This is a genomic window from Acidovorax sp. Leaf160 (assembly GCF_001424265.1).
In the GTDB taxonomy this organism is placed as follows: domain Bacteria; phylum Pseudomonadota; class Gammaproteobacteria; order Burkholderiales; family Burkholderiaceae_C; genus Paracidovorax.
On the sequence record NZ_LMOV01000005.1, the window covers coordinates 1 to 15,422 of the forward strand.

The window sequence follows — 15,422 nt, forward strand, 5'->3', positions numbered from 1 at the left end:
GCCGTTTCCAGCAATCCGTCTCATCAGCGAAGCCTTGAATTCTACACCGGTTTTTCAACCTGCCGCAACTCAAAACCGAAATCTTTTTTCCCGACTCCCCAGAACTTCCGGAGAAGATCTGCAGCGCCAAGCCCACGAGTATATGACGGTTTTGGCTGCTGTGCCAAAGATCCGCCAACTTTTTGCGCTTCTGTCCGTCAGCTGATCGGGCGAGCGGCCCACATGGGAGGGGGGCCACCCGCAGGGGACTGGACACCCCCAAGGATAATGGCGCATGGCTCTTATCACTCTTATCAACGCGCAACTTGCGTTCGGGCATGTCGCCCTCCTCGATCACGCCGGCTTCTCCCTGGAGGTGGGCGAGCGGGTCGGGCTGATCGGCCGCAACGGCGCCGGCAAGTCATCGCTGCTCAAGATCCTGGGCGGCATTGCCAAGCCCGACGATGGGGCGTTGCAGACCCAGCAGGGCATCCGCATCACCTATGTAGCGCAGGAACCGGACCTGGATCCTGCCTCCTCTGTCTTTACTGCGGCGTCCCAGGGCCTGGGCGCGGTCATCGAGCTGCGTGAGCAGTATCTTTCCGGCGCCGACGGCATCGACCTCGACGCTTTGCAGACCCAGATCGAGGCCTACGACGCCTGGAACTGGGAGCAGCGGGTCGAGGAAACCCTGCAGCGCCTGCATCTGGATGGCGACGCGCTGGTGGGGTCGCTTTCCGGGGGGACGAAGAAGCGTGTGGCCTTGGCACAGGCCCTGGTGGCCCGCCCCGACGTGCTGCTACTGGACGAGCCGACCAACCACCTGGATCTCGATTCCATCGAGTGGCTCGAAGAGCTGCTGATCGACTTCAAGGGCAGCGTGGTCACGATCACCCACGACCGTGCGTTCCTGGACCGCGTTGCCACGCGCATCGTGGAGCTGGATCGGGGGCAACTGCGCTCCTACCCCGGCAACTTCGCTCAGTACGTCACGCAGAAGGAAGAGCAGCTGGCGCAGGAAGCGGTGATCTCCGCGAAAGCGGACAAGCTGCTCGCACAGGAGGAGGTCTGGGTACACCGCGGGGTCGAGGCCCGCCGCACCCGCAGCCAGAGCCGTATCGGGCGACTGGAAGAACTGCGCACCCAGCGGGCCGCACGGCGCGAAGCCTTGGGCAGCGTGCGGATGGATGTGGCGTCCGGCAGCCAGAGCGGCTACCAGGGCAAGATCGTGGCCGAGCTGACCGATGTGAGCAAGGCTTTCGGCGACAAGACCATCGTCACCGGCTTCACCGGCACCATCCTGCGCGGTGACAAGGTCGGCCTGATCGGCCCGAACGGCGCGGGCAAGACCACGCTGCTGAAGATGATCCTTGGAGAATTGGCGCCGGACGCCGGCACCATTCGCCGTGGTGCCAATCTGCAGGTGGCGTACTTCGACCAGATGCGGCATGCGGTCGATCTCGACGCCACGCTGGAGGACTTCATCAGCCCGGGCAGCGAGTGGATCGAGATCGGCAATCAACGCAAGCACGTCAAGAGCTACCTGAGCGACTTCCTCTTCTCTCCCGCTCGCGCGCGCTCTCCCGTCCGCTCCCTCTCGGGCGGCGAGCGCAACCGGCTGCTGCTGGCCCGGCTCTTCGCCCGCCCGGCGAACGTTTTGGTGCTGGACGAGCCCACCAACGACCTGGACATCGACACGCTGGATCTGCTGGAAGAGCTGCTTCAGGGATACGACGGCACCGTGTTCCTGGTGAGCCATGACCGCACCTTCCTGGACAACGTCGTGACCAGCACGCTGGCCTACGAGGGCGCCGGCCACTGGCGCGAGTACGAAGGCAGCGTGCAGGACTGGCTGACCCAGTCCCGCCGAGCGCGCTCGATCGCGGCAGCGCAAGCGCCCGCCCCGGCCGCCGCGCCGACGGCCGCCAAGGCAACAGCCGCCCCGGCCAACGAACCCAGCCGCGAGTCGCCGTCGAAAAAGAAACTGAGCTACAAGGAACAGCGCGAACTCGACCAGCTCCCGGACCTGATCGCCCGGCTGGAGGCCGAACAAAAGCAGGTGCAGGAAGCGCTAGCGGACGGCAGCCTCTACACCCAGGACGCCGCCCGCGCGGCGCAGCTGCACGCACGCGAAGCCGCCATCGAGGCGGAGCTGATGAGCAGCCTGGAGCGTTGGGAGATCCTCTCCGCCTGATCCACTGGCTCTTGCCCGATCCGCCCCATCTCCCCGATCTCCCCGCCGGCGCACGTCGGCCGGGGCAGGCTGGCGCGGAGGGCGCTGCCCGTCTCAGATCCGGTGATGCAGCCGGTCGGTCGTGCCCCGCAGCCGGGCAATCAGGGCCGGTGCGATCTGGGTGAGCGGCAGCACCTCGTCTGCCGCACCGTGCGCGATGGCTTCGCGGGGCATGCCGAAGACGATGCAGCTGGCCTCGTCCTGCACATAGTTGTAGCTGCCGGCGTTCTTCATCTCGCGCATGGCCACGGCGCCGTCGTTGCCCATGCCCGTCAGCATGATGCCGTAGGCGTTGCGGCCCACCACGGCGGCGGCGGACTTGAAGAGCACTTCCACGGACGGCTTGTGCCGGTTCACCGGCGGGCCGTCGTCCACCACGGCCAGGTAGTTCGCCCCGCTGCGGGCCACATGGAACTGGGTGCCGCCCGGGGCGATATAGGCATGGCCCGGAAGAATGCGTTCGCCATGCACCGCTTCCTTCACGGTGATGCGGCAAAGGCCGTTCAGCCGGGCCGCGAAACTGGTGGTGAAGCCGGCCGGCATGTGCTGGGTGATGACGATGGCGGGGGAATCCGCCGGCATCTGCATCAGCACTTCGCGGATGGCTTCGGTGCCGCCGGTGGACGCGCCGATGCAGATCAGCTTCTCGGTCGACAGCCGGCCCAGCAGCGTCGCGGACGACACCGGCGGGGGGGCGCTGCTCGCCGCACCAGGGGCGGGCGCACCGGCATGCGTCGGCCGGGCCGACTCGGCCGTGGGCGCGCGCCGGACGTGCGCCACCGCTGCCACGCGGATCTTCTCGACGATCTGCGCGGCCAGCTCGTTGAGTCCGTTGGCCAGGCCGATGCGCGGCTTCGCCACGAAATCGACCGCCCCCAGCTCCAGTGCGCGCATGGTGACCTCGGCACCGCGCTCGGTCAGCGTGGAGATCATCACCACCGGCATGGGGCGCAGGCGCATCAGCCGGCCGAGAAAGTCGATGCCGTCCATGCGCGGCATCTCGACGTCGAGGGTGATGACGTCGGGATTCGTCTCGCGGATCAGTTCCCGTGCGATGAGGGGGTCGTTGGCCGTGCCGATGCACTCCATGTCGGCCTGGCGGTTGATGATCTCGGCCAACAGGCTGCGCACCAGCGCGGAGTCGTCCACCACGACGACCCGGATCTTCTTGCTCATTGCGTCCAACCTTCGTTCTGCATGCTCAAAACAAGTCTACCGATCCGCCCGCCGTGGCCTTGGCCACCGTCACCACATTGCCCCGCACTTCCTGCTCGACGGACGCATCCGGGTGCGCGTGGGCCAGCCGCTTGACCATGGCCTTGCCCGTCACCGGGAAGAAGACGACCTTGCGCGGATAGATGTCGAGCACGTCTTCCGACACGACCGGAATGCGCTCGGTCTGCAGATAGCTGAGCACGAACTGGGTATTGCGCTCGCCCACGTTCATGGTGGTGAAGTTGTGCATGACCTGGGCGCCGCCGAAGATCTTGGCCTGCATGGTCTCGCGGCGCGCGCCGCGCTTGAGCATTTCGTTGATCAGCAGTTCCATGGCGTAGGAGCCGTAGCGCCCGGACACGTCATTGGAGTCGCCGTCGGGCAGCATGAAGTGGTTCATGCCGCCGATGCGTGCCCGGCTGTCCCAGAGGCAGGCCGCGATGCACGAGCCCAGCACCGTCATGATGACCATGCTCTCGTCGGCGACGAAGTATTCGCCGGGCAGCACCTTGACCGCGTTGTGCTGGAAGTGATGGTCCAGGAAGAAGAACGAAGCCTCGCCCGGCTTGCGCGGGGCGGCCTTCAGTTCCTGCAGCGACGACTCCTTGGCCGTGGACGCCCCCGCGCCGGGCACATGGATGTCGGCGCTGAGCGGCGCGATGCGCGGGGCACGGCGCCGCTCCACGGCGGCAAAGGGCTGCGCAGCCGGCGCGGAAGAAAAGCCTGGGCGGTTGGTGGTCATTCGAACGTCTTCTGGCTACGGGACTGGGTGGGATTCATCGGCGCTCGTAAACGGTCTTGCCGCGCAGCGTGAAGAGGTCGCGCGACTCGCTGAAATTCTCTGCATGCCCCACGAACAGCATGCCGCCCGGCTTCAGCACGCGGTGGATGCGCTCCAGCACGCGCCGCTGCGTCGGCCCGTCGAAATAGATCATCACGTTGCGGCAGAACACCACGTCGAACGGCTCGCGGAACGGCCAGTCGTCACGGATGAGGTTGACGCTCAGGAAGTCGATGGCACGGCGCAGCTCCGGCTTGACCCGCGCCAGCCCGGCGTTCGACGCCTTGCCGCGCAGGAAGAACCGCTGCATCCGTTCCTGGCTGAGGCCCTTGACGCTGTCGAGCCGGTAGATGCCCTCGGCCGCCGTGGCCAGCACGCGCGAATCGATGTCGCTGGCGGTGAGCTTGAAGGACGCGCTGGCGCCCAGCGACTCGTGCGCGGTCATGACGATGGAGTAAGGCTCCTCGCCCGTGGAGGCCGCGTTGCACCACACATGCCACGGGCCCGAGGGACGCGTGCGCAGGTGTGCGGAAAAAATCTCGAAGTGGTGCTGTTCGCGGAAGAACGCCGTGAGGTTGGTGGTCAGGGCGTTGATGAACTCCTGCCACTCGGGGCCGTCGTGCGTTTCCAGCCAGCCCAGGTAGTCGTGGAAGCTCGTGTGGCCGGTCTCGCGCAGCCGGCGCGACAGGCGGCTGTACACCATGGCGTGCTTGCCGTCGTGCAGGCTGATGCCGGCACGCTGGTAGATCAGCGCCTGTACGCGCGAGAAATCGGCGTTGGTCCAGACGAATTCACGGCCCTGCGCCAGCGGGCCGGTCGATGCCGCGGCCGCCGGATCTGCACTCCGGGTCGGACTGTGGGGGGGGTGCATTCGAGGCGACTCCGCAGAAAAGGATGGGTGCGGCGGATGGCGGCACCGACGCGGGGTGCGGGTCAGCGCGGCACGGGCGGCATGCCCACGCCGCGCCGGCCACGTCAGTCGTTGTCGGACATGAGGCCCATGTCCACGTTCGACATCAGCTTTTCGATGTCCAGCAGGATCAGCATGCGCTCGTTGACCGAGCCCAGCCCCAGGATGCAGCTGTTGTCGATGGCGCTGTCGATGTCCGGCGCCGAGCGGATGTTCTCCGCAGCCAGCTCCATCACGTCGCTCACCGAATCGACCACGATGCCCACGACCCGGTTGCGCAGGTTCAGGATGATGACCACCGTGAAGCTGTTGTAGTCGGCCCGCGAGCAATTGAACTTCAGCCGCATGTCCACGATGGGAACGATGGTGCCGCGCAGGTTGGTCACGCCCTTGATGAACTCGGGCGCGTTGGCGATGCGGGTCGGCGGCTCGTAGCCGCGGATCTCCTGCACCTTCAGGATGTCGATCCCGTACTCTTCCTGGTCGAGCCGGAAGGTCAGGTATTCCCGCGCGCCGGCGACCGCGCTCTCAGCTGTCTTTTCCATCACATTCATGCCGACACTCCTTGTTGCTCCACGCTGCGTTCCTCGATCTCTCAGTGGCGGGCACGGCGCACCAGCGCGCCCGTGTCCAGGATGAGCGCCACGGTGCCGTCGCCCAGGATGGTGGCGCCCGACACGTTGGGCACCTTGCGGTAGTTGGTCTCGAGGTTCTTGACCACCACCTGGTGCTGGCCCAGCAGCTCGTCCACCAGCAGCGCCACGCGGTTCCCGTCGGCTTCCACCACGACCATGATATTGCTCGACTTGCCGCTGTCGCCGCGCGGCACCTGGAAAGCGCGCTCCAGCGAGATCACCGGCATGTATTCGTCGCGCACCTTCACCAGCTGCGAGCCCTGCGCCACGGTGTTCACGTCGTCCGGGTTCACCTGGAACGACTCCACCACCGACGACAGCGGCAGGATGTAGACCTCTTCGCCCACGCCCACCGACATGCCGTCCATGATGGCCAGCGTGAGCGGCAGCCGCACCGACACGCGCATGCCGTAGCCTTCGGCGGAATCGATCTCCACCGAGCCGTTCAGGGCGGCGATGTTCTTCTTGACCACGTCCATGCCCACGCCGCGGCCGGACACGTCGGTCACCACGTCGGCCGTGGAGAAGCCGGGCGCGAAGATCAGCCCCCACACGTCCTGGTCGGTCATCTGGTCGGAGACGTCGAGCCCGCGCTCCTTGGCCTTGCGCAAGATCTTCTCGCGCGACAGGCCCTTGCCGTCGTCGCGCACCTCGATGACGATGGAGCCGCCCTGGTGCGACGCCGACAGCGTGATGGTGCCGTGCTCGGGCTTGCCCGCGGCCAGCCGCTCGGCCGGCATCTCGATACCGTGGTCGCAGCTGTTGCGCACCAGGTGGGTCAGCGGGTCGGTGATCTTCTCGACCAGGCTCTTGTCCAGTTCGGTGGCCTCGCCCATCGTGACGAAGTCCACCTTCTTGCCCAGCTTGTTGGCCAGGTCGCGCAGCATGCGGGGGAAGCGGTTGAACACGATCGACATCGGAATCATCCGGATCGACATGACCGATTCCTGCAGGTCGCGCGTGTTGCGGTCCAGATCCGCCAGGCCCGCCAGCAGCTGCTGGTAGACGCCGCCGTCCAGGCCGCGGCTGTTCTGCGCCAGCATGGCCTGGGTGATGACCAGCTCGCCCACCAGGTTGATGAGCTGATCGACCTTGTTGACCGCCACGCGGATGGTGGTGGACTCCATCTGCGCCTGGGTCACGGCCTTGGGCTCGGCCGAGGCGGCCACGCGCGTGGCCACCACGGCCGGTTGTGCCGCTGGCGCGGCCGCTGCGGCCTGGGCGCCCTCGGCGGGCAGGCCGGGCGAATCGGTGAAGAAGCCATAGGCGGCCTCGCCGTGGTCGCCCGCTGGCGCCTCGGTCGGCTCGGCGGGTTCGGCCTCGGGCTCGGGCGCGCCGGCCGCGCGGATGCGAACCTGCTCCTTCGACACGTGGAAGGCGAACAGGTCCAGCAGATCGTCGTCGGTGGACGTGGTTTCGACCGCGAAGGAACGCATGCCCTCGGCGGATGCCTCCAGGTCGCTGATCGTGCCCAGGCCAGGGATGTCGCGGAACAGTTCCTTGATCGCGTCGGCCTGGGCGGCACGCTCCAGCGGGCCGATGTCGATGCGCAGCGAGCGCGTGCCACCCGAAGCAGCAGCAGCAGCGGGCGCTGGCGACGGTGCCGGGGCGGGTGCCGCGACCGGCGCCGGAGCGGGCACGGGAGCCGGGGCCGGCTTGGGCGCAGGAGCCGGCGCGGCGGGCACGGCGCCGGAGGCCAGTTCGCTGATGCGGCGCACCAGCTCGGTCGTCGACACGGCTTCGCCCTGGCCGCCCGCCTGGTGGCGCGCCAGCAGGCTGCGCGAGGCGTCGGCCGACTCCAGCAGCACGTCCACCATCTGCGGGATCGGCTGCAGTTCGTGGCGGCGCAGGCGGTCGAGCAGCGACTCCATCTGGTGCGTCAGCTCGGCCACGTCGGAAAAGCCGAAGGTCGCCGAGCCGCCCTTGATGGAGTGGGCGCAGCGGAAGATGCCGTTCAGCTCTTCGTCGTTGGCGTTGGTCAGGTCCAGGTCGAGCAGCATCTGCTCCATCTGGTCCAGGTTCTCGCCGGCTTCCTCGAAGAAGATCTGATAGAACTGACTGAGGTCGAAGTCGGCGCCGGCGCCTTCTTGGTAGCTGTCCGCCATTATGGGTGGCTCCTGTGTGCGGGAATCGTCGTGAGAAGGCTGCGCAAGGGCACGCCGTGTCCGCTCAGCGGATCACTTTCTGGATCACCTCGATGAGGCGGTTGGGATCGAAGGGCTTGACCAGCCAGCCGGTCGCTCCGGCGCTGCGGCCGGCCTGCTTCATCTGGTCGCTGGACTCGGTGGTGAGGATGAGGATGGGCACCGTCTTGAAACGGGGCAGCTCGCGCAGCCGGCGCGTGAGGCCAATGCCGTCCAGGCGCGGCATGTTCTGGTCGGCCAGCACCAGATGGATGTCGTGGGTCTCCGCCTTTTCCAGAGCGTCCTGGCCGTCCACCGCCTCCACCACGTGGTAGCCGGCGCCCGTCAGGGTGAAGGCCACCATTTTCCGCATGGACGGAGAGTCATCAACGGCAAGAATCGATTGCATGTAGGGCTCCAACAAACTTGAAAAGGGGGTGGACCGGGGCTGCTCAGCCCTCAGAAAAGGTCGATCGAGCCGGCATCCATCTCGCTCTGGGTCACCGGATTGGGGCGGTCGGGCGCCATCTCGGCGAAGGGCGCCGCCTCTTCGCCGTCTTCCTCGCCCATCGCTGCAGACGCCAGGCGGAACGCGCAGCCCTGCAGCACCTTGGTGGTGTGCCAGATCAGCTGGGAAGCCATGTCCTGGAACTGCAGCTCGGTCACGGCACTGCGCAGCGCGGTGCGCAACGCCGCGAGCTGGGCGGAATCGCCCACCACCTCGTCGGTGAGCGCATGATTGGCCTCGCCGAACCGTTCCAGCAGATTGTCGGTGGCATGGCTCAGCAATCCTTCGAGGCGGTGCAGGTCGTGCATCACCACCAGCAGCGAATCCTGCAGCTCGGCGGCCACCATCACGGGGACCTGTACGCCTGGCTCGTCAGGCGGTGTTAGCGTAGATTGCACTGTTTCTCCGTCGCTGCAGGCGGCTGCAAGGCACGCAATGGGGCCCATCGGGCAAACCGGCGGCGGGAGACTCCAACCGTCCAGATCCTAGTTCGGCATTTCGCCACCGCTCCTGAAGACCGTTACCAGGAGCGCTCGGCCTTATTTGTTCCAATATGTATCCTATGATACCGACTCCCATGGATTCTGGTGCACCGAATAAGCCCTTGCGGATCCTTCATCTCGAAGATTCTGACGTCGATCATGAGCTGGCCTGCCACACCCTGCGGCGCGCCGGGGTGCTGTGTGTGATCCGCCACGCGGATTCTCTGGAAACTCTGGTCCGCTGGCTCGACAGCGAACCCTTCGACCTCATCCTGGCCGACTACCGCCTGCCCGGCTTCACTGCCCTCGATGCCTGGCGCGTCGTCGGTCAGCGCGGCGCCGGGCAGCCGCCCTTCGTGCTGCTGTCGGGCGCCATCGGCGAGGCGGCGGCGGTGGACGCGATCCGCCTGGGCATCGCCGACTACCTGCTCAAGGACGACATGGCCCGGCTGCCGCACGTGATCGCCCGGGCCATCGAGGTGGCCGAGGCCCGCCGCGCCCGCGAGCAGGCCGCGGCCGAGCTTGCCGATTCCGAGCGCCGTCTGGCCGCGCTCACCGAGCACCTGCAGACCTCGATCGAGCAGGAACGCGCCGCCATCGCCCGCGAGATCCACGACGACATCGGCGGCGCCCTGACGGCGGTGAAGTTCGACCTGGCGTGGATCGGCCGGCACACCGAGTCGGACGCCATGCGCGAGCACACGGGCGCGGCGGTGGACATGCTGCAGCACGCCATCGACGCCAGCCAGCGCATCATGATGAATCTGCGGCCGCCCATCCTCGACCAGGGCTTGGTGGCGGCCGTGCAGTGGCTGGCCGAGAGCTTCGAGCGGCGCACCGGCGTGCCGACCCGGGTGGCCGCCGCACCGGCGACGGCCGAGGTGCCCGCCGCCGTCGAGCTGGTGGCCTACCGCACCGCGCAGGAGGCGCTGACCAATGTGTCGAAGTACGCCGAGGCCTCGCAGGTGCGCATCGACCTGGGCGACACCGAAGGCGTGCTGACGCTGGAAGTGACCGACAACGGCCGCGGCATGGACCTGGCCGCGAGCCGCGCCAAGCCGAAGTCGTTCGGGCTGCGCGGGCTGCAGGAGCGCGCGCGCACCGTGGGCGGCTGGCTGGACGTGAGCAGCCAGCCCGGGCGCGGCACGTCCATCATCCTGTCGGTTCCACTGGCGCAGCCGCTACCATCGGGCGGACCGGCGGACCCGGAAGAAGGAGACGCGCAGTGATTCATGTGGTGCTTTGTGACGATCACGCGGTGCTGCGGCGGGGCATCCGCGACACGCTGACGGAGGCTCCCGACATCCGCGTGACGGGCGAGGCCGGCAGCTACGCGGAACTGCGCGACGTGCTGCGCAGCGCGCCCTGCGACGTGCTGCTGCTCGACCTGAACCTGCCGGGCCGCAGCGGACTGGAAGTGCTGGCCAGCGTGAAGGAAACGCATGCGGCGCTGAAGGTGCTGATCGTCTCGATGTACCCGGAAGACCAGTACGCGCTGCGCTGCCTGCGGGCTGGCGCGCAGGGCTACGCCAACAAGGCGGGCGACCCGGTCGAGCTGATCGCCGCGGTGCGCACCGTGGTGCAGGGCCGCAAGTACCTGACGGCGGAGGTGGCGCAGATGCTGGCCGACAGCCTGGCCCAGCCGAGCGCCGAGATGCCGCATGAGGCGCTGTCGGAGCGCGAGCTGCAGACGCTGGTCAAGATCGCTTCCGGCCGGCGGCTCTCGGACATCGCCGAGGAGCTGATGCTCAGCCCCAAGACAGTCAGCGTCTACCGCGCCCGGGTGCTGGAGAAGCTCAAGCTCACCAACAACGCCGAGTTGACGGTGTATGCCATCCGCAACCAGCTGGTGTAGGGCACCGCTGAGGCTCCACAGGCGCTACGCTCTTGTTTTCATAGCTGCTTGCGCTGGCCGCATCAGCGGTTGCATGCCCCAGGACGTTCAACACCCCTTCCGACGGGCGCACTGCGCTATTCAAATGGTAGCAAAACACCCTGCGGGACGGACTCAGCGCTGCGTGGCGAACAGGTCGATCGACTGCTGCATCAGCGCCATCACCGGCTGCTCCAGCATGGGCAGCGTGGCCGCGATGCCGAGCATGCCCACGGTCAGCGTGACGGGAAAGCCCACCGCGTAGATGTTCATCTGCGGCGCCACGCGGGAGATGATGCCCAGCGCCAGGTTCACGAACATCAGCAGGGCCACCATGGGCAGCGCGATCCAGAGCGCGCTGGCGAAGAGCGATGCGCCCAGCTCGTAGACCTTCATCTGGCCCAGCGCCTGCATGAAGCTGCCGTCCGCCGGAAACCGCTCGAAGCTCTTCACCACCGCCATCAGCAGCAGCAGGTGGCCGTTGATGACGATGAAGAGCAGCGTCGCCATGTGGCCGAAGAAGCGCGCCACGGCGCTGATCTGGCCGTTGGAGGTGGGGTCGAAGAACGACGCGAAGTTCAGCCCCATCTGCAGGCCGATCACCTCGCCGGCCAGCTCCACCGTGGCGAACACCAGCCGCACGGCGAAGCCGATCGCCAGCCCCACCACCACCTGCTGCGCCACGGCGCCCAGGGCGGCGCGGCCGTTGAGGTCGATCACCGGCGCCTCGGGCAGCACGCCCTGCGCGGACAGCGCCACCAGGAAAGCCAGCCCGATCTTGGCGCGCATGGGGATGGCACGCATGGAGAACACCGGCGCCACGGCGAACATGGCCAGCACCCGCAGGAACGGCCACAGCACCGGCGTGAGCCACGCCATGATCTGCGCCTCGGTGAACGTGATCACGCGCGCGGCCCGGTGAGCGGCGAAGGGAGCGGCAGGTGAGCCGGCGGGCGGCTCAGCCCACCACCGAGGGGATGGATTCGATGGTGCGCCGCAGGTAGTCCACCAGCGTGGAGACCATCCACGGCCCGGCGATGGCGAACACCACCACGGCGGCGATCAGCTTGGGCACGAAGGCGAGCGTTGCCTCGTTGATCTGGGTGACGGCCTGGAAGACGCTGACCAGCAGCCCCACCGCCATCACCACGCCCAGCAGCGGCATCGAGATCATCAGCAGCAGGGTGAGCGCCTCGCGGCCGATGGTGAGGGCGAATTGGGGGGTCATGGCGGCGGCGCTCCACGAAAAGACAGGGAAGGGTAAGAAAGCTCAGGTGGCGAAGCTCGCGGCGAGCGAGCCGATCAGCAGGTTCCAGCCGTCCGCCAGCACGAACAGCATCAGCTTGAACGGCAGCGCGACCAGCACCGGCGAAAGCATCATCATGCCCAGCGACATCAGGATGGACGACACCACCATGTCGATCACCAGGAACGGGATGAAGATCATGAAGCCGATCTGGAAGGCCGACTTCAGCTCGCTGGTGACGAAGGCCGGCACCAGCACCCGCAGCGGGGCGGTTTCCGCGGTGGTGTCGGCCGGCAGCTTGGCCAGGCGCGAGAACAGCGCGAAGTCGGACTGCCGCGTCTGCTTGAGCATGAAGGCGCGCATCGGCGCCTCGCCGCGCTCCAGCGCCTGCTCGAAGGTGATGGCGTTCGTCGTGTAGGGCACGTAAGCTTCCTGGTACACGCGGTCGAAGGTCGGCCCCATGACGAAGAAGGTGAGAAAGAGCGACAGCCCGACGATCACCTGGTTGGGCGGCGCAGACTGCGTGCCTAGCGCCTGCCGCAGCAGCGACAGCACGATGACGATGCGGGTGAAGCCCGTCATCATCAGCAGCACCGCCGGCAGGAACGACAGCGCCGTGAAGAACAGCAGCGTCTGGATCGGCACCGAATAGCTGTTGTTGCCCGACCCCGAGCCGATCAGCACCGGCAGCGTGCCGGCGTTCTGCGCGAAGGCCGCCGGCGCCGCGACCAGGCCGGCGCCCAGCGTGGCCCAGCCCAGGGCGCGCTGCCAGCGAGGCGCCTCAGCCATGGGCCGCGCCCGCTTCCTGCCGCGCGGAGGCGGCCGCCATCGCGCCGGCAAAGCCGGGCTCCGCCGCTGCGGGCGCCGCGGCGGGGTACGAAGCGCCGCCCACGGCGGAAGGCGCCGGCAGCACGTGCAGGCAGTTGATCTGCTGGGCCGTGACGCCCAGCACCAGCACCGTGCGCTGGTGGTCCGGCCCGACCTCCACGGTCACCACCCGCTGCTGCGGGCCCACGGCCACGGCCGAGAGCACCCGCGACGCCGCCACGCCGGCCGCGCCGGACACCCGGGCGGCGTTGTGCTGCTGCAGCCGCCGCACCAGCCACGGCAGCGTGGCCACGGCGGCGACGAACAGCACCACCACCAGCAGCGTCTGGGTCATGCTGCCGCTATCCCCGGCTGACACGGCGCAGGCGCTCCGACGGGGTGACCACGTCGGTCAGGCGGATACCGAACTTGTCGTTCACCACCACCACCTCGCCCTGGGCGATGAGGTAGCCGTTGACCAGCACGTCCATCGGCTCACCGGCCAGCGCATCCAGCTCGACCACCGAGCCCTGGGCCAGCTGCAGGATGTACTTGATCGGCACCTTGGTGCGGCCCAGCTCGACCGACAGCTGGACGGGGATGTCCAGCACCATGTTGATGTCGTTGACCGGCGAGTCATTGCCGGACGCGGAGAACGGCCGCACCGGCTCGCCCGCCAGCGGGCCGCCCTGCTCGGCGTCGCCCGCGCCGCCGTCCGCCGTCTTCTGCTCTTCGAGCGCCTCGGCCCAGCCCGCGAACGGGTCGTCGCCGCTTTCCTTGTTGTCTTCAGAGGACATCTTTTTCTCCCAGCCAGCTCGCGTCGGAGCTGCGCAGACATTCTTCAATGCGGATCGCGTACTTGGCGTTGTGCGTTCCGTACTGGCATTCAAAAATCGGCACGCCGCCGATGGAGGCGCGGATGCGGGGTTCGCGGTCCAGCTCGATGAAATCGCCCGGCTTCATGGCCAGCAGCTGCTCGACCGTCGCGTCGGCGCGGGCCAGCTCGGCCACCAGCGTCACCTCGGCCGCCTGGATCTCGCGCGTCAGCACCCGCACCCAGCGGCGGTCCACCTCGATGGAGTCGCCCTGCGTGGAGGAATACAGCACGTCGCGGATCGGCTCCAGCGTGGCATAGGGCATGCAGATGTGGATGGCGCCCGACAGATCGCCGATCTCCAGCTGGAACGCGGTGGACACCACGATCTCGCTGGGGGTGGCGATGTTGGCGAACTGGGGCTGCATTTCCGAGCGCTGGTATTCCAGCTCCAGCGGGTAGATGCCGTGCCAGGCCTTCTTGTACTCGGCGCAGATCACGTCCACCAGGCGGTTGATCACGCGCTGCTCGGTGGGGGAGAAATCCCGCCCCTCGATCCGCGTCTGGAACTTGCCGACGCCGCCGTAGAGCGTGTCGATGATGCCAAACACCAGCGAGGGCTCGCACACGATCAGGCCGCTGCCGCGCAAGGGCCGGATGGCGACGATGTTGAAGTTGGTGGGCACCGCCAGTTCGCGCAGGAAGGCGCTGTAGCGCTGCACGGACACCGTGCCCACCGAGATCTCGGGGCTGCGGCGAATGAAGTTGAACAGGCCGATGCGGAAGTTGCGCGCGAACCGCTCGTTGACGATTTCCATCGTCGGCATGCGGCCACGGACGATGCGCTCCTGGCTGGAGATGTCGTAGTTGCGGACGGCGCCCGCATCGACCTCTTCCTGGGCGGTCTTCTGGCTCTCGCCGGTGACGCCTTCCAGAAGGGCATCGACCTCTTCCTGCGACAGAAATGAATCACTCATGGCTTGCGTCTCCCGCCCGGCTCACTGGATGATGAAACTGGAAAAGAGCACCGCCCGCACCGGGTTGTTGTCGGGGCGCGGGCGTGGTGGCGGTTCATCGTCGCCGTCCTCGGCATCGCGGGCCGCAGGCGCCTTGCGCGGCTTGGGCACGGTGAAGCCCAGCGGCTTGGACACTTCGCGCCGCACGTCCACCGCCAGCTTTTCCTTGCCATCGCGCGACAGCAGCTCTTCGGAGGTGCGCTGCGACACCAGCAGCAGGATGGCGCTGCGGATGCTGGGCAGGTACTGCTTGATCGACGCCTCGGTCTTCGCGTCGGCCAGCTCCAGCGTGATGCCGATCTGCGCGAAACGGTCGCCGCCCGGGTCGGCCAGATTGACGACCATGTTGTCCATGGGCAGGAAAGTGGGGGGCGTCTTGGGCGATGCCGCCTGGCTTTGTTCGGCGTGCGCTTCGCCGCCTTCCTCGTCGGTGGCGGCATGGCGCTTGGAGAGCATGAACCACGCCGCGGCGCCGCCCACCGCGACCAGCAGCACGACGACGGCAAGGATGATGACCATCTTCTTGCTCTTGGCAGGAGCAGCGGGAGCGGCGGGGGAGGCGGACACGTTGGGGTTCCTTCGCGCAACGGATGCGGATCAGCGGGGTGGCAGTGGCACCCGGGCGAAGGGCGCACAGGCTGCGGCAGAGCCCATTATTGGGCAGGGGCGCGATCCATGATAGCCAGAATAAAAGCCCAAAAACAGCGCTTTCGCCCCGCTCCCCAGCCGGGTTCGGGGCCGTTGCGCACCTGGCAGGCCGATCGGCACCCCCGCCTTTCGTACCCCATGGCCCCGCCGAC

General features: G+C 67.5%; 18 protein-coding genes. 4 read left to right on the forward strand and 14 right to left on the reverse strand.

The window, feature by feature from the left end; genetic code table 11:
* Together ASF94_RS21685 and ASF94_RS04125 are read left to right on the forward strand one after the other, a co-directional pair.
* A partial coding sequence (locus ASF94_RS21685; protein ID WP_235505259.1) for a hypothetical protein occupies nucleotides 1-205 on the forward strand: 205 nt, incomplete at its 5' end.
* 69 nt (nucleotides 206-274) lie between these two features.
* The gene (locus tag ASF94_RS04125) at nucleotides 275-2,173 is read left to right on the forward strand and encodes an ATP-binding cassette domain-containing protein (RefSeq protein WP_056662011.1); all 1,899 of its coding nucleotides are present in this window, start codon (nucleotides 275-277) and stop codon (nucleotides 2,171-2,173) included.
* A gap of 93 nt (nucleotides 2,174-2,266) precedes the next feature.
* Here the strand turns inward: ASF94_RS04125 and ASF94_RS04130 are convergent, their stop codons facing one another.
* The 7 genes from ASF94_RS04130 to ASF94_RS04160 form a co-directional block, all read right to left on the reverse strand.
* Nucleotides 2,267-3,388 (reverse strand): chemotaxis response regulator protein-glutamate methylesterase, encoded by a 1,122-nt coding sequence (locus ASF94_RS04130; protein WP_056662014.1) that lies wholly within the window; start codon nucleotides 3,386-3,388, stop codon nucleotides 2,267-2,269.
* A gap of 25 nt (nucleotides 3,389-3,413) precedes the next feature.
* On the reverse strand, nucleotides 3,414-4,169 hold the full coding sequence (gene cheD / locus ASF94_RS04135) for a chemoreceptor glutamine deamidase CheD (RefSeq protein ID WP_056662016.1): 756 nt from the start codon (nucleotides 4,167-4,169) through the stop codon (nucleotides 3,414-3,416).
* A 34-nt stretch (nucleotides 4,170-4,203) separates the two neighbouring features.
* Nucleotides 4,204-5,079 carry a CheR family methyltransferase gene (locus ASF94_RS04140; RefSeq protein WP_056662019.1) on the reverse strand — a complete coding sequence of 292 codons (876 nt, stop codon included), beginning with the start codon at nucleotides 5,077-5,079 and terminating at the stop codon, nucleotides 4,204-4,206.
* 104 nt (nucleotides 5,080-5,183) lie between these two features.
* Nucleotides 5,184-5,672 (reverse strand): chemotaxis protein CheW, encoded by a 489-nt coding sequence (locus ASF94_RS04145; RefSeq protein WP_056662022.1) that lies wholly within the window; start codon nucleotides 5,670-5,672, stop codon nucleotides 5,184-5,186.
* Nucleotides 5,673-5,713: 41 nt separating this feature from the next.
* Nucleotides 5,714-7,858 (reverse strand): chemotaxis protein CheA, encoded by a 2,145-nt coding sequence (locus tag ASF94_RS04150; protein ID WP_056662025.1) that lies wholly within the window; start codon nucleotides 7,856-7,858, stop codon nucleotides 5,714-5,716.
* Between the two features lie 64 nt (nucleotides 7,859-7,922).
* On the reverse strand, nucleotides 7,923-8,285 hold the full coding sequence (locus tag ASF94_RS04155) for a response regulator (RefSeq protein ID WP_056662028.1): 363 nt from the start codon (nucleotides 8,283-8,285) through the stop codon (nucleotides 7,923-7,925).
* Nucleotides 8,286-8,335: 50 nt separating this feature from the next.
* Nucleotides 8,336-8,782, reverse strand: coding sequence for a hypothetical protein (locus tag ASF94_RS04160; protein ID WP_056662032.1), 447 nt, complete (start codon nucleotides 8,780-8,782; stop codon nucleotides 8,336-8,338).
* A gap of 164 nt (nucleotides 8,783-8,946) precedes the next feature.
* Here ASF94_RS04160 and ASF94_RS04165 point away from each other — a divergent pair, with 164 nt between their 5' ends.
* Both ASF94_RS04165 and ASF94_RS04170 read left to right on the forward strand, forming a co-directional pair.
* Complete coding sequence (locus ASF94_RS04165; RefSeq protein WP_056662036.1) at nucleotides 8,947-10,095, forward strand: ATP-binding protein; 1,149 nt, start codon at nucleotides 8,947-8,949, stop codon at nucleotides 10,093-10,095.
* A complete protein-coding gene (locus tag ASF94_RS04170; RefSeq protein WP_056662039.1) occupies nucleotides 10,092-10,721 on the forward strand; it encodes a response regulator transcription factor in 630 nt (209 codons plus the stop codon). Before ASF94_RS04165 ends, ASF94_RS04170 begins: the two co-directional genes overlap by 4 nt.
* Nucleotides 10,722-10,874: 153 nt before the next feature.
* On the opposite strand, the gene fliR is transcribed toward ASF94_RS04170, so the two are convergent.
* Genes fliR through fliL form a run of 7 tightly spaced genes read right to left on the reverse strand, consistent with a single transcriptional unit; the run spans nucleotide 10,875 to nucleotide 15,189 of the window.
* Nucleotides 10,875-11,645, reverse strand: coding sequence for a flagellar biosynthetic protein FliR (gene fliR / locus ASF94_RS04175; protein WP_056662042.1), 771 nt, complete (start codon nucleotides 11,643-11,645; stop codon nucleotides 10,875-10,877).
* Nucleotides 11,646-11,697: 52 nt separating this feature from the next.
* The gene (fliQ, locus tag ASF94_RS04180) at nucleotides 11,698-11,967 is read right to left on the reverse strand and encodes a flagellar biosynthesis protein FliQ (RefSeq protein WP_056662045.1); all 270 of its coding nucleotides are present in this window, start codon (nucleotides 11,965-11,967) and stop codon (nucleotides 11,698-11,700) included.
* Nucleotides 11,968-12,009: 42 nt separating this feature from the next.
* Nucleotides 12,010-12,774 (reverse strand): flagellar type III secretion system pore protein FliP, encoded by a 765-nt coding sequence (fliP, locus tag ASF94_RS04185; protein ID WP_056662050.1) that lies wholly within the window; start codon nucleotides 12,772-12,774, stop codon nucleotides 12,010-12,012.
* Nucleotides 12,767-13,147: a flagellar biosynthetic protein FliO gene (locus tag ASF94_RS04190; protein WP_056662052.1), complete on the reverse strand. Its 381-nt coding sequence runs from the start codon at nucleotides 13,145-13,147 to the stop codon at nucleotides 12,767-12,769. Before ASF94_RS04190 ends, fliP begins: the two co-directional genes overlap by 8 nt.
* 7 nt (nucleotides 13,148-13,154) lie before the next feature.
* The gene (gene fliN / locus ASF94_RS04195) at nucleotides 13,155-13,589 is read right to left on the reverse strand and encodes a flagellar motor switch protein FliN (protein ID WP_056662055.1); all 435 of its coding nucleotides are present in this window, start codon (nucleotides 13,587-13,589) and stop codon (nucleotides 13,155-13,157) included.
* Nucleotides 13,579-14,583 (reverse strand): flagellar motor switch protein FliM, encoded by a 1,005-nt coding sequence (fliM, locus tag ASF94_RS04200; protein ID WP_056662058.1) that lies wholly within the window; start codon nucleotides 14,581-14,583, stop codon nucleotides 13,579-13,581. Before fliM ends, fliN begins: the two co-directional genes overlap by 11 nt.
* A gap of 21 nt (nucleotides 14,584-14,604) precedes the next feature.
* Nucleotides 14,605-15,189: a flagellar basal body-associated protein FliL gene (gene fliL / locus ASF94_RS04205; protein ID WP_235505260.1), complete on the reverse strand. Its 585-nt coding sequence runs from the start codon at nucleotides 15,187-15,189 to the stop codon at nucleotides 14,605-14,607.
* Nucleotides 15,190-15,422: the final 233 nt, after the last annotated feature.

What these genes read in the sequence shown, in the direction of transcription:
- ASF94_RS04125 (WP_056662011.1), top strand. Translation starts at nt 275, where the DNA reads ATGGCTCTTATCACTCTTATCAACGCGCAACTTGCGTTCGGGCATGTC.
- ASF94_RS04130 (WP_056662014.1), bottom strand. Translation starts at nt 3,388, where the DNA reads ATGAGCAAGAAGATCCGGGTCGTCGTGGTGGACGACTCCGCGCTGGTG.
- cheD (WP_056662016.1), bottom strand. Translation starts at nt 4,169, where the DNA reads ATGACCACCAACCGCCCAGGCTTTTCTTCCGCGCCGGCTGCGCAGCCC.
- ASF94_RS04140 (WP_056662019.1), bottom strand. Translation starts at nt 5,079, where the DNA reads ATGCACCCCCCCCACAGTCCGACCCGGAGTGCAGATCCGGCGGCCGCG.
- ASF94_RS04145 (WP_056662022.1), bottom strand. Translation starts at nt 5,672, where the DNA reads ATGAATGTGATGGAAAAGACAGCTGAGAGCGCGGTCGCCGGCGCGCGG.
- ASF94_RS04150 (WP_056662025.1), bottom strand. Translation starts at nt 7,858, where the DNA reads ATGGCGGACAGCTACCAAGAAGGCGCCGGCGCCGACTTCGACCTCAGT.
- ASF94_RS04155 (WP_056662028.1), bottom strand. Translation starts at nt 8,285, where the DNA reads ATGCAATCGATTCTTGCCGTTGATGACTCTCCGTCCATGCGGAAAATG.
- ASF94_RS04165 (WP_056662036.1), top strand. Translation starts at nt 8,947, where the DNA reads ATGATACCGACTCCCATGGATTCTGGTGCACCGAATAAGCCCTTGCGG.
- fliQ (WP_056662045.1), bottom strand. Translation starts at nt 11,967, where the DNA reads ATGACCCCCCAATTCGCCCTCACCATCGGCCGCGAGGCGCTCACCCTG.
- fliP (WP_056662050.1), bottom strand. Translation starts at nt 12,774, where the DNA reads ATGGCTGAGGCGCCTCGCTGGCAGCGCGCCCTGGGCTGGGCCACGCTG.
- ASF94_RS04190 (WP_056662052.1), bottom strand. Translation starts at nt 13,147, where the DNA reads ATGACCCAGACGCTGCTGGTGGTGGTGCTGTTCGTCGCCGCCGTGGCC.
- fliN (WP_056662055.1), bottom strand. Translation starts at nt 13,589, where the DNA reads ATGTCCTCTGAAGACAACAAGGAAAGCGGCGACGACCCGTTCGCGGGC.
- fliM (WP_056662058.1), bottom strand. Translation starts at nt 14,583, where the DNA reads ATGAGTGATTCATTTCTGTCGCAGGAAGAGGTCGATGCCCTTCTGGAA.